Below are 16,651 nucleotides of genomic sequence, written 5' to 3'. Positions count from 1 at the left end.
ATTACTTCGTTTTCGGGGCAAGCCCGTTGAGGATCATGTCCATAGGAATGTCGGCGCTTGGATAGCCGCCGACAAGGATCACATTGGCATGCACGCGATAGTCGCCCGTCTGGACAAACAGCTTGCACCGATCGCGAAGGTCATAATAATCCGGGATGTAAGGCACTTCGTAGATGTGTTTCTCATCGAAGAGCCTGGACAGCATGGCGAAGCCATCAGGATTTGCACCGCGCATGTCCTTAGTGACGATGCAGGCCTCGATGTCGCCGACGTCGCAGATCACGGGAACGAGATCGTCGATCGACGGCACGCCGGTAACGACTTCCAGGTCGAGGATCTCCACGTCAGGCGCCAACGAACGCAGCGCCTTGGCTGACGTGCCACTGCCGGCATCGGCAATGAATATCAACTCGCCATGGCGCAAGTCGGCCAGCGCCGCTGCCAACCTTTGGTTCAATATTCTCGGCCTCAGAAGCTTCGTGGTCATCGTGCGTTCTCGCGGGTTCGATCGTCGGCGGCGATTGAAATCGTTTACACAAAAATTCGGCTTTGTCGATATCCTTGGCAGGAACTCTTATAACTTGGCAGGCGGAAGTCTGGGGGCATGGCCGGCTTGACCCAAGTGGCGGGAGGACGTCTTTCCAGGCGCGATTGCGATCTGATCGATCTTACGTGCAAGATGCCGTCGATTCTGGCGATCTTGCCGGCTCAACGCTATGACATGGTCACGTTGTGTCGCATCGCCCGCAACTCTGATGGATTGTCATGAGAACTGCAAAGAATGAAGATCTCACCGAACCAGGCGGCCACGGCGGCCAATGGCAGGCCGTCTATGAGGGGCTTCAAAAGGGCATTATCTCCGGAAAGTATCGTTCCGGCGTACGGCTCATCGAAGACGACATTATTGAAGCCACCGGGGCAACGCGCCATGCAGTCCGCAAGGCATTCGACGAACTTGTTCGCCTCGGCCTCGCCGTCCGCTACCCGCATCGCGGCGTGCAGGTGCGGAGCTTCAGAGAATCCGAGATCTGGCAAATCTACGAAGTCCGTGAGTGCCTCGAGCTGAAGGCAATAAGCTACTATACCGAGCCGGCGGCAAAGGAGCTCGTGCGAAAATTGAAGGCCATTGTCTCGGATCACGAGAGGGCGATCGCGAACAACGATCTTGCTGAAATGTATCTGCAGAACAATCTTTTGCACGAGGCTATATATCAACGGTGCGAGAACGAGTTCCTACTCGACGCCATTAAGCATCATTCGCTTCTCTCGCACCTGATTCATACTAATTCGGTGCAAAGCAAGGATTTGCGCTCCAAAGGCGCCAAGGATCACTTGACTATGATTCAAGCGATAGAGAAGGGCGACCAGAAAACCCTGGCTCGAACGCTTCGAAACCATATCCGGACCTTCCGGGACTATTATCTTCAGCATCTGACCTCTTAAAGCGCGTCTCGCTGAAACGAATCCGGGCGACGCGCTTCAGGTACTCGTGTCGCTCGCCAAGAGCGGCCGCGCAATTCTAGGCGCCGCGCCATAGGAGCATGCCGGCTGGCCGGCCTGGCTTGTCGGTTGACATTATCGATAAAGCAGGCGGATAATATTATCGATGAAAAGGGGGAACACGAAATGCAATACGGCGCGGACAACCGCATCATCAACGGCACGATCGCGGCGGCTCTGGCCACGCTCCGCCATGGTGAGGTGATCTTCATTGCCGACGCGGGCGGCGTCATCGCTTCATCCGTGCAGGTGCCGATCGTGGACCTTGGAATTGCCCCAGGTCTGGTCTCGATCGAGCAGCTGCTGCCGCTGCTGCGCGACAATGGTGACATCGAGCGGGCTGTTGTTGCCGAGCCGATGGAGGCGCAGAGTCCCCAGAAATACAAATTCGTCGTCGACACTTTCGGGAAGGAGCGGGTCACTACCGTTCCATACCGGCCGTCGATGTATGCGATCCGCAACGCCAGCAAGTTGATCATCCGCACAGGAGATTACAGCGTCCACGGCAATATCGCCCTGGTCGGAGGCTATGCCAGCGCCGACGTCAAGTTCATTCGGAACACGGAAGTCGGGGACATCAGGATACTACCGGACTGACATGACACACGGCCGATGTTCTCGAGCGTCGGCTCTCCAGTCGAGTGAACCGTTCTGGTCAAAATTTGCCGAAGGGCCGTTCAGATGCCGTTCTTCGAAACCGCGCGTGGGAAAAGCTACTACCGGTGCTGGGATGCGCGGAAGCCGGTCGGCGGTGTCGTGTTTCTCCATGGTTTTGGCGAGCACAGCGGGCACTACCATCGCCTTGCGGGAGCCTTCAATGCCAGTGGCCTCGCCATGTGGGCGCTTGATCAGCAAGGACACGGCCTTTCCTATGGCGAACGTGGCGCGGTGGCGTCGATGGATCCCCTCGTCGACAATGCCGAGCGTCTGATCTCGATCGCCGCCAGCGAGGCTCCCGGCCTGCCGCTGGTTCTCGTCGGCCATTCTCTCGGCGGCATTGCCGCTGCGCTGTTGATCGCTCGTGGCGAGCGCCGGTGCCTGGGGCTGGCCGTCACAGGCACGCTGATCCAGCCGGAGACCGTTGCCATACCCGCGCCGCCGGAGGTCACCCGCGACCCATTCTATCTAGACATGCTGGCGACCGATCCATTCGCCTTCAGCGTAACGCCAGAAAGCACGGCGGCGCGGCGGGCGGCCATGCACAAGGCGCGCGGGGAGCTGGCCGCGACTCTCCCCAAGGTCGACCTTCCCGTGCTGCTGATCAATGGCGACCAGGATGTGATTGCCCCCGCCAGGTATGCCCGTGCGGTCCGCTTGCAACTCAAGAACGCCACGGTGCTCATCGTGAAAGACGGCTTCCACGACATCATCAACGACGTGCCCCACTTCGCCGTCGAGAGGCGCCTCGTCGCCTTCGCGAGGGCGGCGATCAACGGCCGAGGGCGGTAGGAGGAAAGGCCTCTTTCAAGGTTTGGTAAGGCGCGGCTTGCAAGCCGCCAGCAAAAAAGGGAGCAGCAAATGGGTGGATTTCGAAACGAACTGCATTCGCTCGCCGTCTTGGTCGCAGGCTTGATAGGGATGGCGATGTCGGCCGGAACCGCGCAGGCCACAGATACCGTGACCATCGCGACATCGATCGAAACACTCGACGCTTTCGTGCCTCAGTTCGGCTCGCAGGTCGGCATCTTCGCCAGGCATAACCTCGATATCAAGTACGTCAAGGGCGCCAACGGGTCAGCCATGGTAGCCGCGGTGGTTGGAGGCTCGGCCGACATCACGCATGTCGGCGCGGCCCTGATCTTTCCGGCCATCCAAAAGGGTGCGGCGCTGACGGTCCTGTTGGGCAACTACGACATCGACTACACCTTCATCGCGCACAAGGACGCCGGAGTCGACGTCAAGAAGGGATATCCGGCTTTCCTGAACGATCTCAAGGGCAAGCTGATCGGTGTCGCCGGTCGCGGGGGCGCAACCGAGCTCTACGTGCGCAAGATGTTCAGGGACGCGGGCATGAATCCCGACAAGGACATCACCTTCATCGCGATCGGAACGGGCTATGGCGCGGCGGGCGCCTTCACCAACCGCCAGGTCGATGCGATGGCCAGTATTCCGCCGAGTTCGACGTTGATCGGTCCGGACAATCTCGATGTGCTGGTCGATCTCAATGCCACGCGCAACAAGGTGTTCGATCCCGAGTATCTCTTCACGGTTTTCACCGCCAATTCGGATTTCATCAAAAACCGCCCGCAGGTTGCCCAGAATTTCTGCAAGGCGGTCATCGAGACGATCAGCTACATGAAAGACCCTGCGAACGAACAGAAACTGGTCGATTTCACCGCAAAGACGCTCAAGCTGGATGCGGGCAAGGCCAAGGCGTTGATCGACGTCTACAAATCGGGCTTCAATGCCAAGCTGACCAAGGAGCGCTGGGAAGGCATGAAGAAATATGCCGCTTTTGTTCCAGACTGGACGATGAACGCGTATGAGCCCTGCGCCAGCCTGACTTCGGGCTGAGGTGGCCGAGTTGGTCGCCGCGGCAGGTTCATCGGGCTTAAAAGGGAAGGCCGGTCGGCCTTCCCACCGGAATGTCGCGCGGCTCAAGCGACTTGCTGGACAAATCGGCGTCGGAATAGCCTGTCTGGCGTTGTGGCAACTCGTCTACATGTCCGGCGTCGTCAAGCCGCTGATTTCGCGAAGTCCCGGGCAGGTGTTCTGGTTTTTCGTCCAGATCGCCAGCGACGGCACGCTTCTGCCTGCGCTCTATTCCACGGTCGAGGCAACAGTGGTCGCTTTCGTGCTGGCCTCATTCGTTGGAGTAGTCATCGGCATCGGCCTTGGTCTGTTTCCCAAAGTTGAGGAACTGCTGGACCCCTATATCAGTGCGTTCAATGCGATGCCGCGGATCGCCTTCGCGCCGGTATTCATACTGCTTTTCGGCGTCAGCCAGGCAGCCAAGATCGCGCTTGCCTTCAGCGTCGTGGTTTTCATCCTGATGGTCAACGCGCGCGCCGGCATTCGCACCGTCGACCGCGATATCAGGCTGATGGTGACGGTCATGAATATTTCCAAGCGGGATATGTTCATGAAGATCCTGCTGCCCAGCGCCGTGCCCTCCATTTTCGCCGGACTGCGCCTTGGCATCATCTATTCGCTTCTCGGCGTCGTGACCTCCGAGATATTGGCGTCGCGGGTAGGGCTCGGCCAACTCATTGCGGGATATGCCGGTACTTTTCAGCTCGAAGGGGTCTACGCCGTCTGCATCGTGCTGGCCGTGATCGCTTCCTTGCTCAATGCCGGGATGGCTCTGCTCGAACGCTATCTGCTCGGTGCGCGAGCGCTCTAAACCGCGAGGACCAGGGACGATGGCACCAAGCATATCGCCTGCCGCGGGAACCGACGGTGTCGCCGCCAGGATTTCCGACGTCGTGATGGAGTTCCAGACCACGTCGGGACCAGTGCGCGGGCTGGATGATGTGTCGTTGGAACTGCGAGAGGGAGAGTTCCTGGTTCTCGTCGGACGTAGCGGTTCCGGCAAGACCACTGCGCTCAATGTCCTGGCCGGGCTCCACACTGCAACGATCGGCGAGGTGAGCGTACTTGCCCAACCGCCCGTCGCCGCGCGTCCACAGCTCGGCTACATGTTCGCGCGCGATGCTTTGCTGCCATGGCGAACTGCACTGAAGAACGTAGAGTTCGGGCTGGAAGTGCGCGGTTTCGCAAAAAGCGAAAGACGGGCCTTGGCCCGAGACTATCTGGACCTCGTCGGTTTGAAGCGCTTTGCCGATAATTATCCAAGTCAGCTCTCCCAGGGCCAGCGGCAGCGTGTGGCGCTCGCTCGCACCTGGGCGCCCTCGCCGAAGATACTGTTGATGGACGAGCCTTTTTCGGCACTCGACGCACAGACGCGTGAATCGCTTCACGAGGAGTTCGTGCGCATGTGGGCCGCTGACAAGAAGAGCGTTGTCTTCGTCACCCACGATCTGAACGAGGCGATCACCTTGGCCGACCGGATCCTTGTTTTCAAAGACGGCAAGATCGCCAAGGAATTCTCGATCCCTTTCGCTCGACCTCGGGACCTCGTCGATATCACCGCGGACCGGACGGCACGCGACATCTATCATGAGATCAGGCAACTGCTTTATCAGCATTAGCCGGCCGATAGCCGTCCCCGGGGTGGGCGGCGTGCACTGGTCAGCAGCTAACCGGGTGGATACGTGGCCATGTAAACGTTTACGCCATTGGCGGATTGAGTCAATGCGGAGTCTCTGAGACCCCATTTCTCGATTGCCGCGTCGACCGTTCGGACCAAGCGCGCCCTCGGTAATACGAGTTCAGTCGAGGCGCATTAAGATTGTCGATCCGGGAATGTATGTGCCTTCCAGTACCGGTGCACCCTTTCTCGGCGGCAGCACCTCGGCCACGCGGACGGTGGTCAGCTTGGGGGCAGGCTGCCGAAGCCGAGCAGGTTGCTTGCATCGCGCAGGTCCGGGAGCGTTACGATACCTTCCGGAAAGGCGGTTGGCGAGGGCCCGCCTCGAATTCCGAGGAATGCGATTCCCAGCTCACAGGCAGCGGAACATTCCGTGATTGAATCGCCGACCGCCACCACGGTTTCGCGCGAAAGCCCCATGTGCAAGATCCGCGCGAAGGCCTCGCGTTTTTTCGTCGGCGCGCCGATGACCAGCTCGAAATAGTGGTCAAGGGCTCGCTGACGGATGACCTCGACCAGTTCCTGCTGCGGGGTTCCGGAAACGACGAAAAGCCTGGAACGCCCAGTCGCTTTTTCAAGCAGTTCCCGCGCGCCGGGAATGAAAGGCGCAGCGAGGATCTTCTCAAAAACGATTTCTGAGAACCTCTTCGACAGCAGCGCCAATCGCTCCACGGTCGGGGCGCTACCCACTATCTGTTTGTCGAAATGGTCGAACTTCTCCCGGCGTGAAATACCGCCATGCAGCCGCTGGTAGCTCAGGATGGGTTCCCTCCACTGCTGCCCATAGCCGGAATAGATTTCAGCGAACGCCTCTGCTTTGATCTCGGCAGAGTCAAGGATGACGCCATCGAAATCGAATATGATAGCGGCGGGTCGAGAGGGCAGAAGCGGCTGACGGGGCATGACGGTGCCTATGTGCACACTCGACTTCGCGGGTGCGAAGCGCCCGCGGACCTGGATTTAGACGGCCGCGGCCAAGCGCAACTGTTTCAGAGCGCGCGGCGGGCACGCGGATTTTCTTACGATCAGGTGCGAATCGAGCCTGACGAAGCGAGGGGGCTCACCGTTCGACAGCGAGCTGTGGAGCATTTCGGCCGCCAACCGGCCCATTTCCTCGGCAGGCACGGCTATGGTCGTCAACGGGGGGTCCAGCTGCGCTGCATATTCTGCATCATCGAACCCGACGATCGAGATGTCCTGGGGAACCCGGATTCCGAGCCGCCGACTTTCGCTCAAGGCTCCAAACGCCATGACATCGGTGTTGCAGACCACCGCCGTGGTCTCCGGGTATTTGTCCAGGATTGCGCGTATTGCCTCGGTTCCGTCCCGGATGGTGAAATTGCGAATGATTATGTTCGCTGCCCCATGGAGATTTCTCGATCCGACGAAATCCTTGTAGGCGGCGATCCGAGCGCGCTGGCGATCGCTACCCCTCGGGCTGCCGGCAATCATGGCGAAATTTCTGTGCCCCAAATCGGCAAGGTATTCCATCGCGCTTTGCGTAGCCGCGTAATTGTCAAATCCAATGCAGGGCACGATCTCGTCGGGCAGATATGAGTAGGTCGTCACCACCGGGATATGGGGTTGCTTGAGATAGCTCACGAGCGCCGGGTCCTCGATCGCGCCAACCAGAAGAAGCGCCTCGGCGCCGCGATCTACCAATGTTTTGACCTTCTCAAAAACGTTGGCGTGTTCGAAGCCGGTTGTTGCAACGATCGTCATGTAGCCGTGCTGCGCGAAGCTATCCTGAAAGTGGTTGATCATCTTCGCAAAGATCGCATAGTCCAGCGTCGGGATCGCCGCCCCCACGATATGGGTCTTACGAGAGCGCAGCGCTTTTGCCGCCGGGTTGGCCGCGTAGCCGAGGCTCTGCGCAGTCGCCAGGACCCGTCGGCGAACATCCTCGCTGACGAGGTCAGGCAGATTGAACGCCCGCGATACGGTGGCCACCGAAACCCCCGCCTCGCGGGCAACGTCGAAGACGCCTGCCTTCTTCTTCAACTTGGGTTGCTTGGCTGTTTTGCCCGGCATAAGCCGCACCATTTCGTTGGCTTTTGTTCACCTAGGGCTTTTGTCCTCGACTTCACCTCGCTTGACAAGCCATAAAACGCTCCAATATGTAATCGTTTACAGAAATTTCTATCTTGGTGTGGGTTTGGGCTTGACATCTTTGTTTGGCTCGCGAAGAATGAAAACGTTTACATTAGTTGGGAGCGTCGAGGCCGGCTTTTGCCCGTCTCGCATAAAAGGGAGAATCCACAATTGACCGCGTCGATCAGACTGCCAGTGTCTCGTCGCAACTTCCTGAAGGCCACTGCCGGCCTTGCTGCCGCCTTGGCCGCCTATCGCGCCTCGTCAGCATATGCGGAGGAAGTGACGCTCAATATCCTCAATAGCAATTCAGTCTGGGCAGGGGCACTCACCGACCAGGTGGCGAAGGCATATACAGCCGCGAAGATCACCGGGGAATCCAACCCTTACGAATCTCACTACGAAAAGATGCTGATCGAACTTTCACAGGGTTCGGAAACGTTCGACATCATCACCACCGACAGCCTCTGGGTCCGACAGCCGCAGCGCAACAAGTGGGCGCCCACGATGGAGGACATCAAAGCCGCCAACCCTGACCTTCCCGAGATCAAATATGGGAACGTCACAGAGGGATCGCTGCAATATTCCATCTACCAGGGCAAGCACTACGGCCTGCCGCTCGCCATGACGATTCCGGTCTTCATCTATCGCAAGGATCTGTTCGAGAAAGCCGGTATCGACAAGGTGCCGGTTACCTGGGACGAGTATGTCGCGGCTGCCAAGAAGCTGCACAGCTCAGACATTGCCGGAAACACGCTTTGCCTGGGAGGACAAGACGCTCACATGTCCGGTGACTGGATGACGCGCGTCATGGGCATGACGAAGCTTGCGCCGACCGACGACGGCTGCTTCAACGACGCCAATGAGCCCGTCTTCAATTCCGAGGGGCAGGGCGAGCATGCCATCGAAAGGCTGAAGGAGGTCTTGCAGTATTGCCCGCAAGGGGTGTCCGGGTTCGACTACCCAGAAGGTCAGTCCGCGATCGGGCAGGGAACCGCGGCCATGATCATTTCCTGGTCGGACGCGCTCTCCGGCATTGAGGGCGGACCGCATGCCGGTAAGTTCGGCTACGCGGTGGCGCCGACCGAGAAGTTCCAGCAGTCGATGATTGGCGGCTGGACCGTGGTGCTCAACGCCGCCAGCAAAAAGCAGGCTGACGGTTACAGGTTCCTGGCCTGGCTTGCCGATGGCGGTTACAAATATTTCTCGGAAGCGGGTGAAACCTCGATCTGCTACAAGCCGGATCTCGAAAATCCGGACATGATCAAAAAGATTCCGGGGCTCCATGTCTTTGAGGATTTCAAGACCCGCGGGACCCAGCCGATCGCGATCCCGCCTTATCGCCTGACCAATGCGGTGGAAGTGCAGCGGGCAATCTACGAGGAAGTCCTCGCCGGCGTGACTGGGCGAAAGACCCCGAAGACCGCGATGGTCGATGCCGTGGATCGGGTGGGAAAGCTCGTCAAGGGCTGAAGTGCCGCCCGCAAGCGCCTGGATATACCAGCGCTCGTCGAACAAGAACGCGCTGTGCGGGCAGATGCCCGCTCGGCGCCGTCGGGATCAAGGACCATGACAGTCAGCTTAGAGGGTTTGCCCGTCGCGACCGATCGAGCCAAGCGTGCCGGAGAGCGTTACACCGGCATGATCCTGCTCGCGCCGACCATGATCATCATGACGGTTGTCGGGCTCTTTCCGCTCCTGCACTCGCTCTATATGAGCCTCACCGGCTATCGCCCCTCGGATCCGGACAAGTTCCAGGGATTTGTCGGCCTCGCCAACTACGCCGATGCAGTGTCGGACGCCCAGTTCCTGCATTCGATCCTGCTGACGCTGCTGTTCACCGTCTTGTCCGTGGGGCTGTCTCTCACCTTGGCCGTGCTGCTGGCGCTCCTCTTCAATGTCAGGCTCCGCGGTTTCACGCTGCTGAGGACCATCATCATCGTCCCGATGCTGATCACGCCGATCGCCGTCGGCATCACCTGGCGCATCATGATGATGCCCGACCTTGGCGTGCTCAATTATGTTTTGAGCCTCGTCGGCATTCCACCGCAGCCATGGGCCGGCGAGAAGGCCAGCGCCATGGCCTCGATGCTGCTGGTCGATGTCTGGCAGTGGACCCCCTTCATGTTCCTGATCATCTTCGCCGGCCTCTCGGCCCTGCCCAAGAGCCCCTTCGAGGCGGCGGCGATCGACGGCGCCTCGCCGATTCAGACCTTCTTCATGGTCACGCTGCCGATGCTGAAACCGGTGATCGTGATCGCGAGCCTGCTCAGGATCGTGGATGCCATCCGCACCTACGACACGGTCTATATCATCACACGTGGCGGTCCCGATTTCGCCACCGACCTGCTCAGCATCTACCTGGCAAGGGTCAATTTCCGCTTCTTCAGCCTCGGCTATGGTGCTGCGCTATCCTGGCTGACGCTCCTCATCATCCTCGCCGTGGTTCTCATCTTCGTGAAATACACGGGCTTCATGCGCATGGTGAACGAAAAGGAGGCCCGCTGATGTCAAGGTCGATCACGCGACGCGGCTCCATCCTCAGCGACATCGGCTACTACGTCCTTGCCCTGATGGCGACCGCCTTCTTTGCTTTCCCCATCGTGTGGATGACGCTTTCTTCGCTGAAATCAGATGTCGACATAGCGGCTTATCCACCGAAGTGGATTTTTGCTCCGACATTAGAGAGCTACCGCAAGCTTTTTACGGAGCTGAATGCGATGGATGCCTTGATCAACAGCGCATTCATCGTCTGCCTGGCTACTCTGTTTGCAATGATCGCAGGGACGCTCGCCGCCTACGGACTGGCGCGTTTCGACGTTAAGAACAAGAACTTCATCGCCTTCGAGGTTCTATCGATCCGCATGCTGCCGCCGATGGTGAGCGTCATCCCGCTGTTCATCATCGCCAAGCAACTGGGCATCTTCGACACGCCGTGGCTGCTGATCGCCGTTTATACGTTGAACGGATTGCCGTTCGTGGTCTGGGTGATGCGCGTCTTCATCCAGGAGATTCCGCAGTCGATCGAAGAGGCTGCCTTGATAGATGGATGCAGCCGCTTCGAATGCTTCTGGCGCGTGACCTTGCCGCTGCTTTTGCCCGGCTTGGCTGCGACGATGGTGATCATATTCATGTTCGCCTGGAATGAATTCCTGCTGGCCAGCATTCTGACGTCTTCCGAGGCGCGCACGCTGCCGGTGATCGCGGCGAGCTCGATCAAGGCCAAGGCGATATCGTGGGGATTGGGCTCGGCGGCCGGCGTGCTGATGTCGTTGCCGGTCGTCGTGCTCGTCCTGTTGATGCAAAAATACCTGGTCAGGGGCCTGACGCTTGGCGCCGTGAAGGGATGAGGAACGACAATGGGTATTGAAGTCAAATCTGTCTACAAGCGCTTTGGCGCCTTCACTGCTGTGAACGGCGTGTCGGTCGACATCAAGGACGGGGAATTCTTCGTCATGTTGGGTCCCTCCGGTTGCGGCAAGACGACGACATTGCGCATGATTGCCGGACTGGAGCTCCCCAGCGACGGCCAGATCAAAATCAATGGCCGCGACGTGACATATGAGGAACCTCGTCACCGCGATATTGCGATGGCGTTCCAGGACTACGGTCTCTATCCGCACCTATCCGTGTTCCAGAACATTGAGTTTCCTCTGAAGGTGCGCAAGATAGCCGAGGGAGAGCGCAAAAAGAAAGTGCATGCGACCGCGGAAAAACTCGGAATTGCCGAGTATCTGGATCGCAAACCGGGACAGATCTCCGGCGGGCAACGGCAGCGCGTCTCCCTGGCGCGGGCGTTGGTGCGCAATCCCCGCGTCTTTCTGATGGATGAGCCACTTTCGAACCTCGATGCGAAGCTGCGCGCCACGATGCGCACCGAGATCAAGAAGCTGGTTACCAGCCTCGGCATCACCACCGTCTACGTGACGCATGACCAGATCGAAGCAATGTCGATGGCCGATCGGATCGCCGTCATGCGCAAGGGTGATATGGTCCAGGTGGCAACGCCGCTGGAGATCTACGACAGGCCAAGAACCGAGTTTGTGGCCGATTTCATCGGCTCTCCGCCCATGAACCTGTTCCCTGCTCATTTTGACCGCAAGAAGGGAATTGCCGCCTCCGTCCAGCCCTTTGCCGACAGTCTGTCAGGGGAGGTCGCCGACAAGGCAAGCAGCTTTGCCGACGCCCAAGGACAATTCTTCGTCGGGGTCCGCCCCGAGCATCTCTTGATCGTTGGTGACGGCGTCGAAGGCGCCGCGTCGGCAAGCGTCGATTTCGTCGAGCCGCTTGGGCAAACCACCAATGTCTATGTCGACTGCGGTGGTCACAAGTTCATCGTCGTCACCGATCGAACAGAGGCGAGGGTCGGCGACGTGGTCGGCGTGCTTGTTGCGCCAGGCAAGAGCCGGCTCGTCGCGCCAAACTGACCGAGGAAAATGGATCGATGGACGTCCGTGAATACGACAATTGGATCGACGGCGGTTGGGCAGGCGCGGATCGGAAGGTGGAACGCAAATCGCCAGCCCATGGCAGGCTGCTAGCCCGTTTCGCGCAAAGCGACGAGCAGGCGGTAAGGGCTGCTGTCGGGGCCGCCCGCAAAGCCTTCGACACGAGATCTGTCTGGTCATCGATGCCTGGCGCCGAAAGAGCCAAGGCACTCGGACGCTGGATCGACTTGATGATCCGTGACACCGACCGGCTAGCCCTTATTGAGGCGGAAGAGGTTGGCAAGCCGATCCGCTTCGCCAGGGCAGAGATTGAGTGGTCAATTGAGCTGGCGCGCTATGCGGCAGCGCTTGCCTGGCAACTCCCAGGAGACCTCGTCTCCAACATCGGTGACGCAAATCTGGGTCTTGTCACCCGTGAGCCGCGCGGCGTGATTGCAATGATCACGCCATGGAACTTCCCCATGGTGACTCTGTTCCAGAAGCTGCCCTTCGCGCTCGCGGCCGGCTGTACGGTTGTGGTCAAGCCATCGGAGCTGACCTCTGGTTCGACGCTGGAAATCGCCAAGCTGGCGACAGAGGCCGGCATCCCAAATGGCGTCATAAATGTGGTAACCGGCTCGGGCCGGACGGTCGGCGAGATCCTCACCGGGCATCGAGATGTCGACATGATCTCGTTTACCGGATCGACCGCGGTCGGGATCAGGATCGCGCAGCGCGCGGCCGAGCAGGTCAAGCGCGTTGGCCTCGAGCTAGGCGGAAAGGCGGCAAATATCGTCTTTGCCGATGCCGACATCGATGCGGCCCTGGATGGCATCCTGCTCGGCTACATCCTCAATCAGGGCGAAGAATGCGTCCAGGGCACCAGGCTTCTTGTTGAGGATAGCGTTGCGGAAAGCTTCCTGGAGAAGCTGGTCGAGCGCTCTAAGAAGATCCGCCTCGGCTTGCCGACGGATGAGGACGCGGACGTCGGAGCGCTGATCCACGAGAAGCACATGGGACAGGTGCTGTCATACATCGAGTCCGGTATAGAGGAGGGCGCGACGCTTCTCCTCGGTGGCAACCGTGTCACCGAAAACGGCCTCGGCATGGGCTATTATGTTGCCCCTACCATCTTTTCCAACGTCACCCCCGACATGACCATCTTTCGCGAAGAGATTTTCGGCCCAGTGCTTGCGGTCACGCGTTTCAAGAGCGTCGAGGAAGCAATCGCGCTCGCCAATGACACGAACTATGGTCTGGGCAACGGGCTATGGACGAAGGACATCGACAAGGCGATACGCGTTTCGCGGGAACTTCGCAGCGGGACGGTCTACGTCAACACATTTCTCGAGACCGCGGTCCAGATGCCGTTCGGCGGCTTCAAGCAAAGCGGGATCGGTCGTGAAAACGGGTTGGACGGCCTGCTCGAGTTCACCGAGGTGAAGTCGACCTTCATCAAGCTTGGGAAACGCACCCACGCCCTGCCGCACACCCTGACAACCTCGGCAAGATCGTAAGGAGTGCCCCGGTGACGGACAAGAAGGCGTTCGATTATATCGTCATAGGTTCGGGCTCGGCAGGCTCCGTGATAGCGTCCAGGCTGGCCGAGGACCCGTCGACCACGGTTCTGCTCCTGGAAGCGGGTCCCTCCGATCAGCACATATATATCCGGATGCCGGCGGCCCTTGGTTTTCCGCTGATGAACGACCGCTTCAACTGGTTCTACAATTCGGAGCCGGAACCGCACTTGCAGGGGCGGGTCATACATGAGGCGAGAGGGCGCGTGCTGGGCGGCTCGTCCTCCATCAATGGCATGAATTGGGTCCGCGGCAATCCTTGGGACTATGACAACTGGGCGTCGATCGGAGCTGGCGGATGGTCCTATGCGCAATGTCTGCCCTATTTCAAGAAAGCCGAGACATTCGACAAGGGAGCGAACGCTTATCGCGGCGGCTCCGGGCCGATGCGGATCGAGACCTGCAAGGCGGAAAATCCTCTTTACCACGCCTTCCTGAGGGCGGGGGTGGAGAGCGGTCTGAAGCATGTTGCTGATCACAATGCATATCAGCAGGAAGGCGTTCACATAACCCAGCGCAACGTCCATGACGGAATTCGCTGGAGCACCTCGCAGGCCTATATCCATGCCCAGCCCCGCAAGCCCAACCTCACCGTGCTCACCGGCGCTAGGGTCACCGGCATCGAAACGAGCAACAAGCGCGTCGTTCGGGTTGCTGTGACCACAAAAGCCGGCGCCCAGCAATTTGAGCCGGAGCGCGAAACAATCCTGTGCGGGGGAGCGCTAAATTCCCCACAACTGCTGCTGCTATCCGGCATTGGCCCTGCCGATGACCTCAGAAAGGCCGGGATTGCGCTGAAACACCACCTGCCTGGCGTCGGACGAGGGTTGAAGGATCATGTGGCTGCCCCTGTCATGTATCGCGCTACGAAGGACGTATCGGCTGCCAAGGAACTCTCAACCTTCGGCAAGGCGAAGCTCGGGCTTCAGTGGCTCCTCTTCAAGAAGGGGCTTGGCGCGACCAACTTCTTCGAAGTCGGCACCTTCATGCGCACGAGGGAAGAAGAAACCATACCTAACGTGCAGTTCGAGTTCGTGCCGATGCTGGGCGAATTCCAGCACGGGAACGTCAAGCTCGAGAACGGCTTCCAGTACTTCCTGAGCCTGATGAGGCCCAAGAGCGAGGGACGCGTGTGGGTAGAGTCGGCCGATCCAAGGGCGTCGCCGAAATTCCTGTTCAACTATCTCGAGCACCCTGACGACATGCTGCAGGCTGTTCAGGCCGTGAAGGCGATCCGCAACGTGGTCCGCCAGAAGGCATGGGACGAGTTTCGCGGCGTTGAAGAAATGCCCGGCCCCTCGATCGCCAGCGACGAGGATATCGCCAATTGGCTGCGCGGGATTGCCGGCACCAACTACCATCCATGCTGCACCTGCAGAATGGGCGAGGGGGATGACGCGGTCGTCGACAAGGAAGCAAAGGTGCACGGCATTGAGGGCCTCAGGGTCGTCGATGCCTCGATCATGCCTGAGATCGTCAGCGGCAACCTCAACGCCCCGGTCATCATGATGGCTGAGAAGGTCGCGGACGCCATTCGCGGGATAGCGCCGTTGCCCGCCGACCCGCAGCCTTACCACACCGCCTAAGGCGCGCGAGCATCAAATGCAGCAATCGCTTGATCTACGGCATGAAAACGATTACAACTATGAAAATACATGGTTAGCAATGTGGTTCCGGACCTCTGGTGGCTAACAGGAAGTATACAGCGAAATCTATAGCTTGCGGCGACCGAGTCATTCCATGCGGAATGAGGTCGCGCCGCAAGTTCAACGGTCAATCAGTCGCGCAAAAGGAGCAAAGACGTGAGTGAACTAAAAGGCATCTGCGTGCCGATCTGCACGCCATTCAAGGACAATGGCGCTGCGCTCGACGAGGGCGCATTGGCGGCAAATATCGACTCGCTGATCGAGGCGGGAATTCACATCATCGCCGTGAATGGCGGGACCGGAGAGTTTCCTTTCCTCACCGAGACCGAGAAGCGGCGCATCGCCGAGATCGCGGGCAAGCGGATCAATGGCCGGGCCAAGCTTATCGTCCAGACGTCTGCCCTGCGCACCGAAGACGCGATCGACAACTCGAAGCACGCGCGGGACGCTGGCGCGGACGCATTGCTCATCCTGCCGCCTTTCTTCGAGGGGCCGAGCGAACCGGGAGTGCGCTACCACTACGAGCAGATTTCCAAGGCCGTCGCGACCCCCATCATGGTCTACAACATTCCCCAGTATACCGGCTTCGACATCACGCCTGACGTCTTCAAGCGCTTCAGTGAGATCGACAACGTCAAATACATCAAGGACAGCACGTCGAACATGATGCGCATCGATCAGCTCTCGGCCCAGGGCGCCAAGGTGTTCAACGGTTGCGACTATCTGAATTTCTACAGCCTTGTCAGCGGCGCGCCCGGCGTGTTCACCGGGTCCGGCAATGCCGTACCGAAGCAGCTGGTCAAGCTCTACGATCTCGTTCAAGCCAAGAACCTCGCCGAGGCGGCCGCTCTTTGGCTCAAGCTGCGCCCGCTGTCGCTGCTGCTTTGGACGTCTCCTTTCAACCCCGTCGCCAAGGCAGCGAGCACCAAGACGGGACGCCCCGTCGGCGAGTGCCGGCTTCCTGTCCTGCCACTCACCGAGGCGGAGGTGAAGCTGGTCGACGAAGCCCTCGGCGCCGCCGCCTGAGGTGAGCGCCCTTGCCCCGGGGACACCGTCTCCCCGGGGCGGGCCTGGATGCCGCCGGTCCGCTGCGGCATGCTTGGCAATTCACCGGTCGTCATTCGGCCGCACCCTCGGAACGCTCGCAAGCGACTGAACAAGGAGGACGACACATGCGGTTATCGCGGATGATAAACGTTG

16 protein-coding genes are annotated in these 16,651 nt (G+C 59.4%); 13 read left to right on the top strand and 3 right to left on the bottom strand.

Annotated elements, in window-relative coordinates; translation table 11 throughout:
- Position 1 precedes the first annotated feature (1 nt).
- Positions 2 to 487 (bottom strand): RbsD/FucU domain-containing protein, encoded by a 486-nt coding sequence (locus tag EOA28_RS01805; RefSeq protein ID WP_210212542.1) that lies wholly within the window; start codon positions 485 to 487, stop codon positions 2 to 4.
- 278 nt (positions 488 to 765) lie between these two features.
- On the opposite strand from EOA28_RS01805, the gene EOA28_RS01800 reads away from it, so the two are divergent.
- The 6 genes from EOA28_RS01800 (at position 766) to EOA28_RS01775 (ending at position 5,651) form a co-directional block, all read left to right on the top strand.
- Entirely contained in the window at positions 766 to 1,443 is a 678-nt protein-coding gene (locus EOA28_RS01800) for a GntR family transcriptional regulator (protein WP_127404872.1), read from the top strand.
- A gap of 126 nt (positions 1,444 to 1,569) precedes the next feature.
- A complete protein-coding gene (locus tag EOA28_RS01795; protein ID WP_127875802.1) occupies positions 1,570 to 2,097 on the top strand; it encodes an RbsD/FucU domain-containing protein in 528 nt (175 codons plus the stop codon).
- Between the two features lie 84 nt (positions 2,098 to 2,181).
- Complete coding sequence (locus tag EOA28_RS01790; RefSeq protein ID WP_128314478.1) at positions 2,182 to 2,949, top strand: alpha/beta hydrolase; 768 nt, start codon at positions 2,182 to 2,184, stop codon at positions 2,947 to 2,949.
- 69 nt (positions 2,950 to 3,018) lie between these two features.
- Positions 3,019 to 4,014 carry an ABC transporter substrate-binding protein gene (locus tag EOA28_RS01785; RefSeq protein ID WP_128314477.1) on the top strand — a complete coding sequence of 332 codons (996 nt, stop codon included), beginning with the start codon at positions 3,019 to 3,021 and terminating at the stop codon, positions 4,012 to 4,014.
- 1 nt (position 4,015) lies between these two features.
- Entirely contained in the window at positions 4,016 to 4,843 is an 828-nt protein-coding gene (locus EOA28_RS01780) for an ABC transporter permease (RefSeq protein WP_210214909.1), read from the top strand.
- 85 nt (positions 4,844 to 4,928) lie between these two features.
- Entirely contained in the window at positions 4,929 to 5,651 is a 723-nt protein-coding gene (locus tag EOA28_RS01775; RefSeq protein WP_210214908.1) for an ABC transporter ATP-binding protein, read from the top strand.
- Between the two features lie 281 nt (positions 5,652 to 5,932).
- Here the strand turns inward: EOA28_RS01775 and EOA28_RS01770 are convergent, their stop codons facing one another.
- Positions 5,933 to 6,613, bottom strand: a complete 681-nt coding sequence (locus EOA28_RS01770; protein ID WP_128314475.1) for an HAD hydrolase-like protein — start codon at positions 6,611 to 6,613, stop codon at positions 5,933 to 5,935.
- 57 nt (positions 6,614 to 6,670) lie between these two features.
- Complete coding sequence (locus tag EOA28_RS01765) at positions 6,671 to 7,741, bottom strand: LacI family DNA-binding transcriptional regulator (protein WP_189341890.1); 1,071 nt, start codon at positions 7,739 to 7,741, stop codon at positions 6,671 to 6,673.
- Between the two features lie 255 nt (positions 7,742 to 7,996).
- Between EOA28_RS01765 and EOA28_RS01760 the strand changes: the two genes are divergently transcribed.
- The 7 genes from EOA28_RS01760 to EOA28_RS01730 all read left to right on the top strand — a co-directional run bounded on the left by EOA28_RS01760 (position 7,997) and on the right by EOA28_RS01730 (position 16,477).
- Positions 7,997 to 9,274 carry an extracellular solute-binding protein gene (locus EOA28_RS01760; protein ID WP_281060882.1) on the top strand — a complete coding sequence of 426 codons (1,278 nt, stop codon included), beginning with the start codon at positions 7,997 to 7,999 and terminating at the stop codon, positions 9,272 to 9,274.
- 96 nt (positions 9,275 to 9,370) lie between these two features.
- Positions 9,371 to 10,309 carry a sugar ABC transporter permease gene (locus EOA28_RS01755; RefSeq protein ID WP_127404864.1) on the top strand — a complete coding sequence of 313 codons (939 nt, stop codon included), beginning with the start codon at positions 9,371 to 9,373 and terminating at the stop codon, positions 10,307 to 10,309.
- On the top strand, positions 10,309 to 11,151 hold the full coding sequence (locus EOA28_RS01750; RefSeq protein WP_127421266.1) for a carbohydrate ABC transporter permease: 843 nt from the start codon (positions 10,309 to 10,311) through the stop codon (positions 11,149 to 11,151). The genes EOA28_RS01755 and EOA28_RS01750 overlap by 1 nt, the downstream gene beginning before the upstream one ends.
- A gap of 9 nt (positions 11,152 to 11,160) precedes the next feature.
- Positions 11,161 to 12,228, top strand: coding sequence for an ABC transporter ATP-binding protein (locus tag EOA28_RS01745; RefSeq protein WP_127404862.1), 1,068 nt, complete (start codon positions 11,161 to 11,163; stop codon positions 12,226 to 12,228).
- Between the two features lie 17 nt (positions 12,229 to 12,245).
- Entirely contained in the window at positions 12,246 to 13,745 is a 1,500-nt protein-coding gene (locus EOA28_RS01740) for an aldehyde dehydrogenase family protein (protein WP_128314472.1), read from the top strand.
- Between the two features lie 11 nt (positions 13,746 to 13,756).
- Entirely contained in the window at positions 13,757 to 15,391 is a 1,635-nt protein-coding gene (locus EOA28_RS01735; RefSeq protein WP_189341889.1) for a choline dehydrogenase, read from the top strand.
- Positions 15,392 to 15,607: 216 nt separating this feature from the next.
- Entirely contained in the window at positions 15,608 to 16,477 is an 870-nt protein-coding gene (locus EOA28_RS01730) for a dihydrodipicolinate synthase family protein (RefSeq protein ID WP_127404859.1), read from the top strand.
- Positions 16,478 to 16,651: the final 174 nt, after the last annotated feature.

Origin of the sequence: Mesorhizobium sp. M2A.F.Ca.ET.067.02.1.1, from assembly GCF_004023285.1 — a bacterium.
Lineage (GTDB): Bacteria > Pseudomonadota > Alphaproteobacteria > Rhizobiales > Rhizobiaceae > Mesorhizobium.
This window is presented reverse-complemented; position numbering and strand designations above follow the sequence as displayed.

Coding starts and splice junctions, on each gene's coding strand:
- EOA28_RS01765 (WP_189341890.1), bottom strand. CDS start 7,741: ATGCCGGGCAAAACAGCCAAGCAACCCAAGTTGAAGAAGAAGGCAGGC.
- EOA28_RS01775 (WP_210214908.1), top strand. CDS start 4,929: ATGGAGTTCCAGACCACGTCGGGACCAGTGCGCGGGCTGGATGATGTG.
- EOA28_RS01750 (WP_127421266.1), top strand. CDS start 10,309: ATGTCAAGGTCGATCACGCGACGCGGCTCCATCCTCAGCGACATCGGC.
- EOA28_RS01800 (WP_127404872.1), top strand. CDS start 766: ATGAGAACTGCAAAGAATGAAGATCTCACCGAACCAGGCGGCCACGGC.
- EOA28_RS01755 (WP_127404864.1), top strand. CDS start 9,371: ATGACAGTCAGCTTAGAGGGTTTGCCCGTCGCGACCGATCGAGCCAAG.
- EOA28_RS01745 (WP_127404862.1), top strand. CDS start 11,161: ATGGGTATTGAAGTCAAATCTGTCTACAAGCGCTTTGGCGCCTTCACT.
- EOA28_RS01740 (WP_128314472.1), top strand. CDS start 12,246: ATGGACGTCCGTGAATACGACAATTGGATCGACGGCGGTTGGGCAGGC.
- EOA28_RS01785 (WP_128314477.1), top strand. CDS start 3,019: ATGGGTGGATTTCGAAACGAACTGCATTCGCTCGCCGTCTTGGTCGCA.
- EOA28_RS01790 (WP_128314478.1), top strand. CDS start 2,182: ATGCCGTTCTTCGAAACCGCGCGTGGGAAAAGCTACTACCGGTGCTGG.
- EOA28_RS01805 (WP_210212542.1), bottom strand. CDS start 487: ATGACCACGAAGCTTCTGAGGCCGAGAATATTGAACCAAAGGTTGGCA.
- EOA28_RS01770 (WP_128314475.1), bottom strand. CDS start 6,613: ATGCCCCGTCAGCCGCTTCTGCCCTCTCGACCCGCCGCTATCATATTC.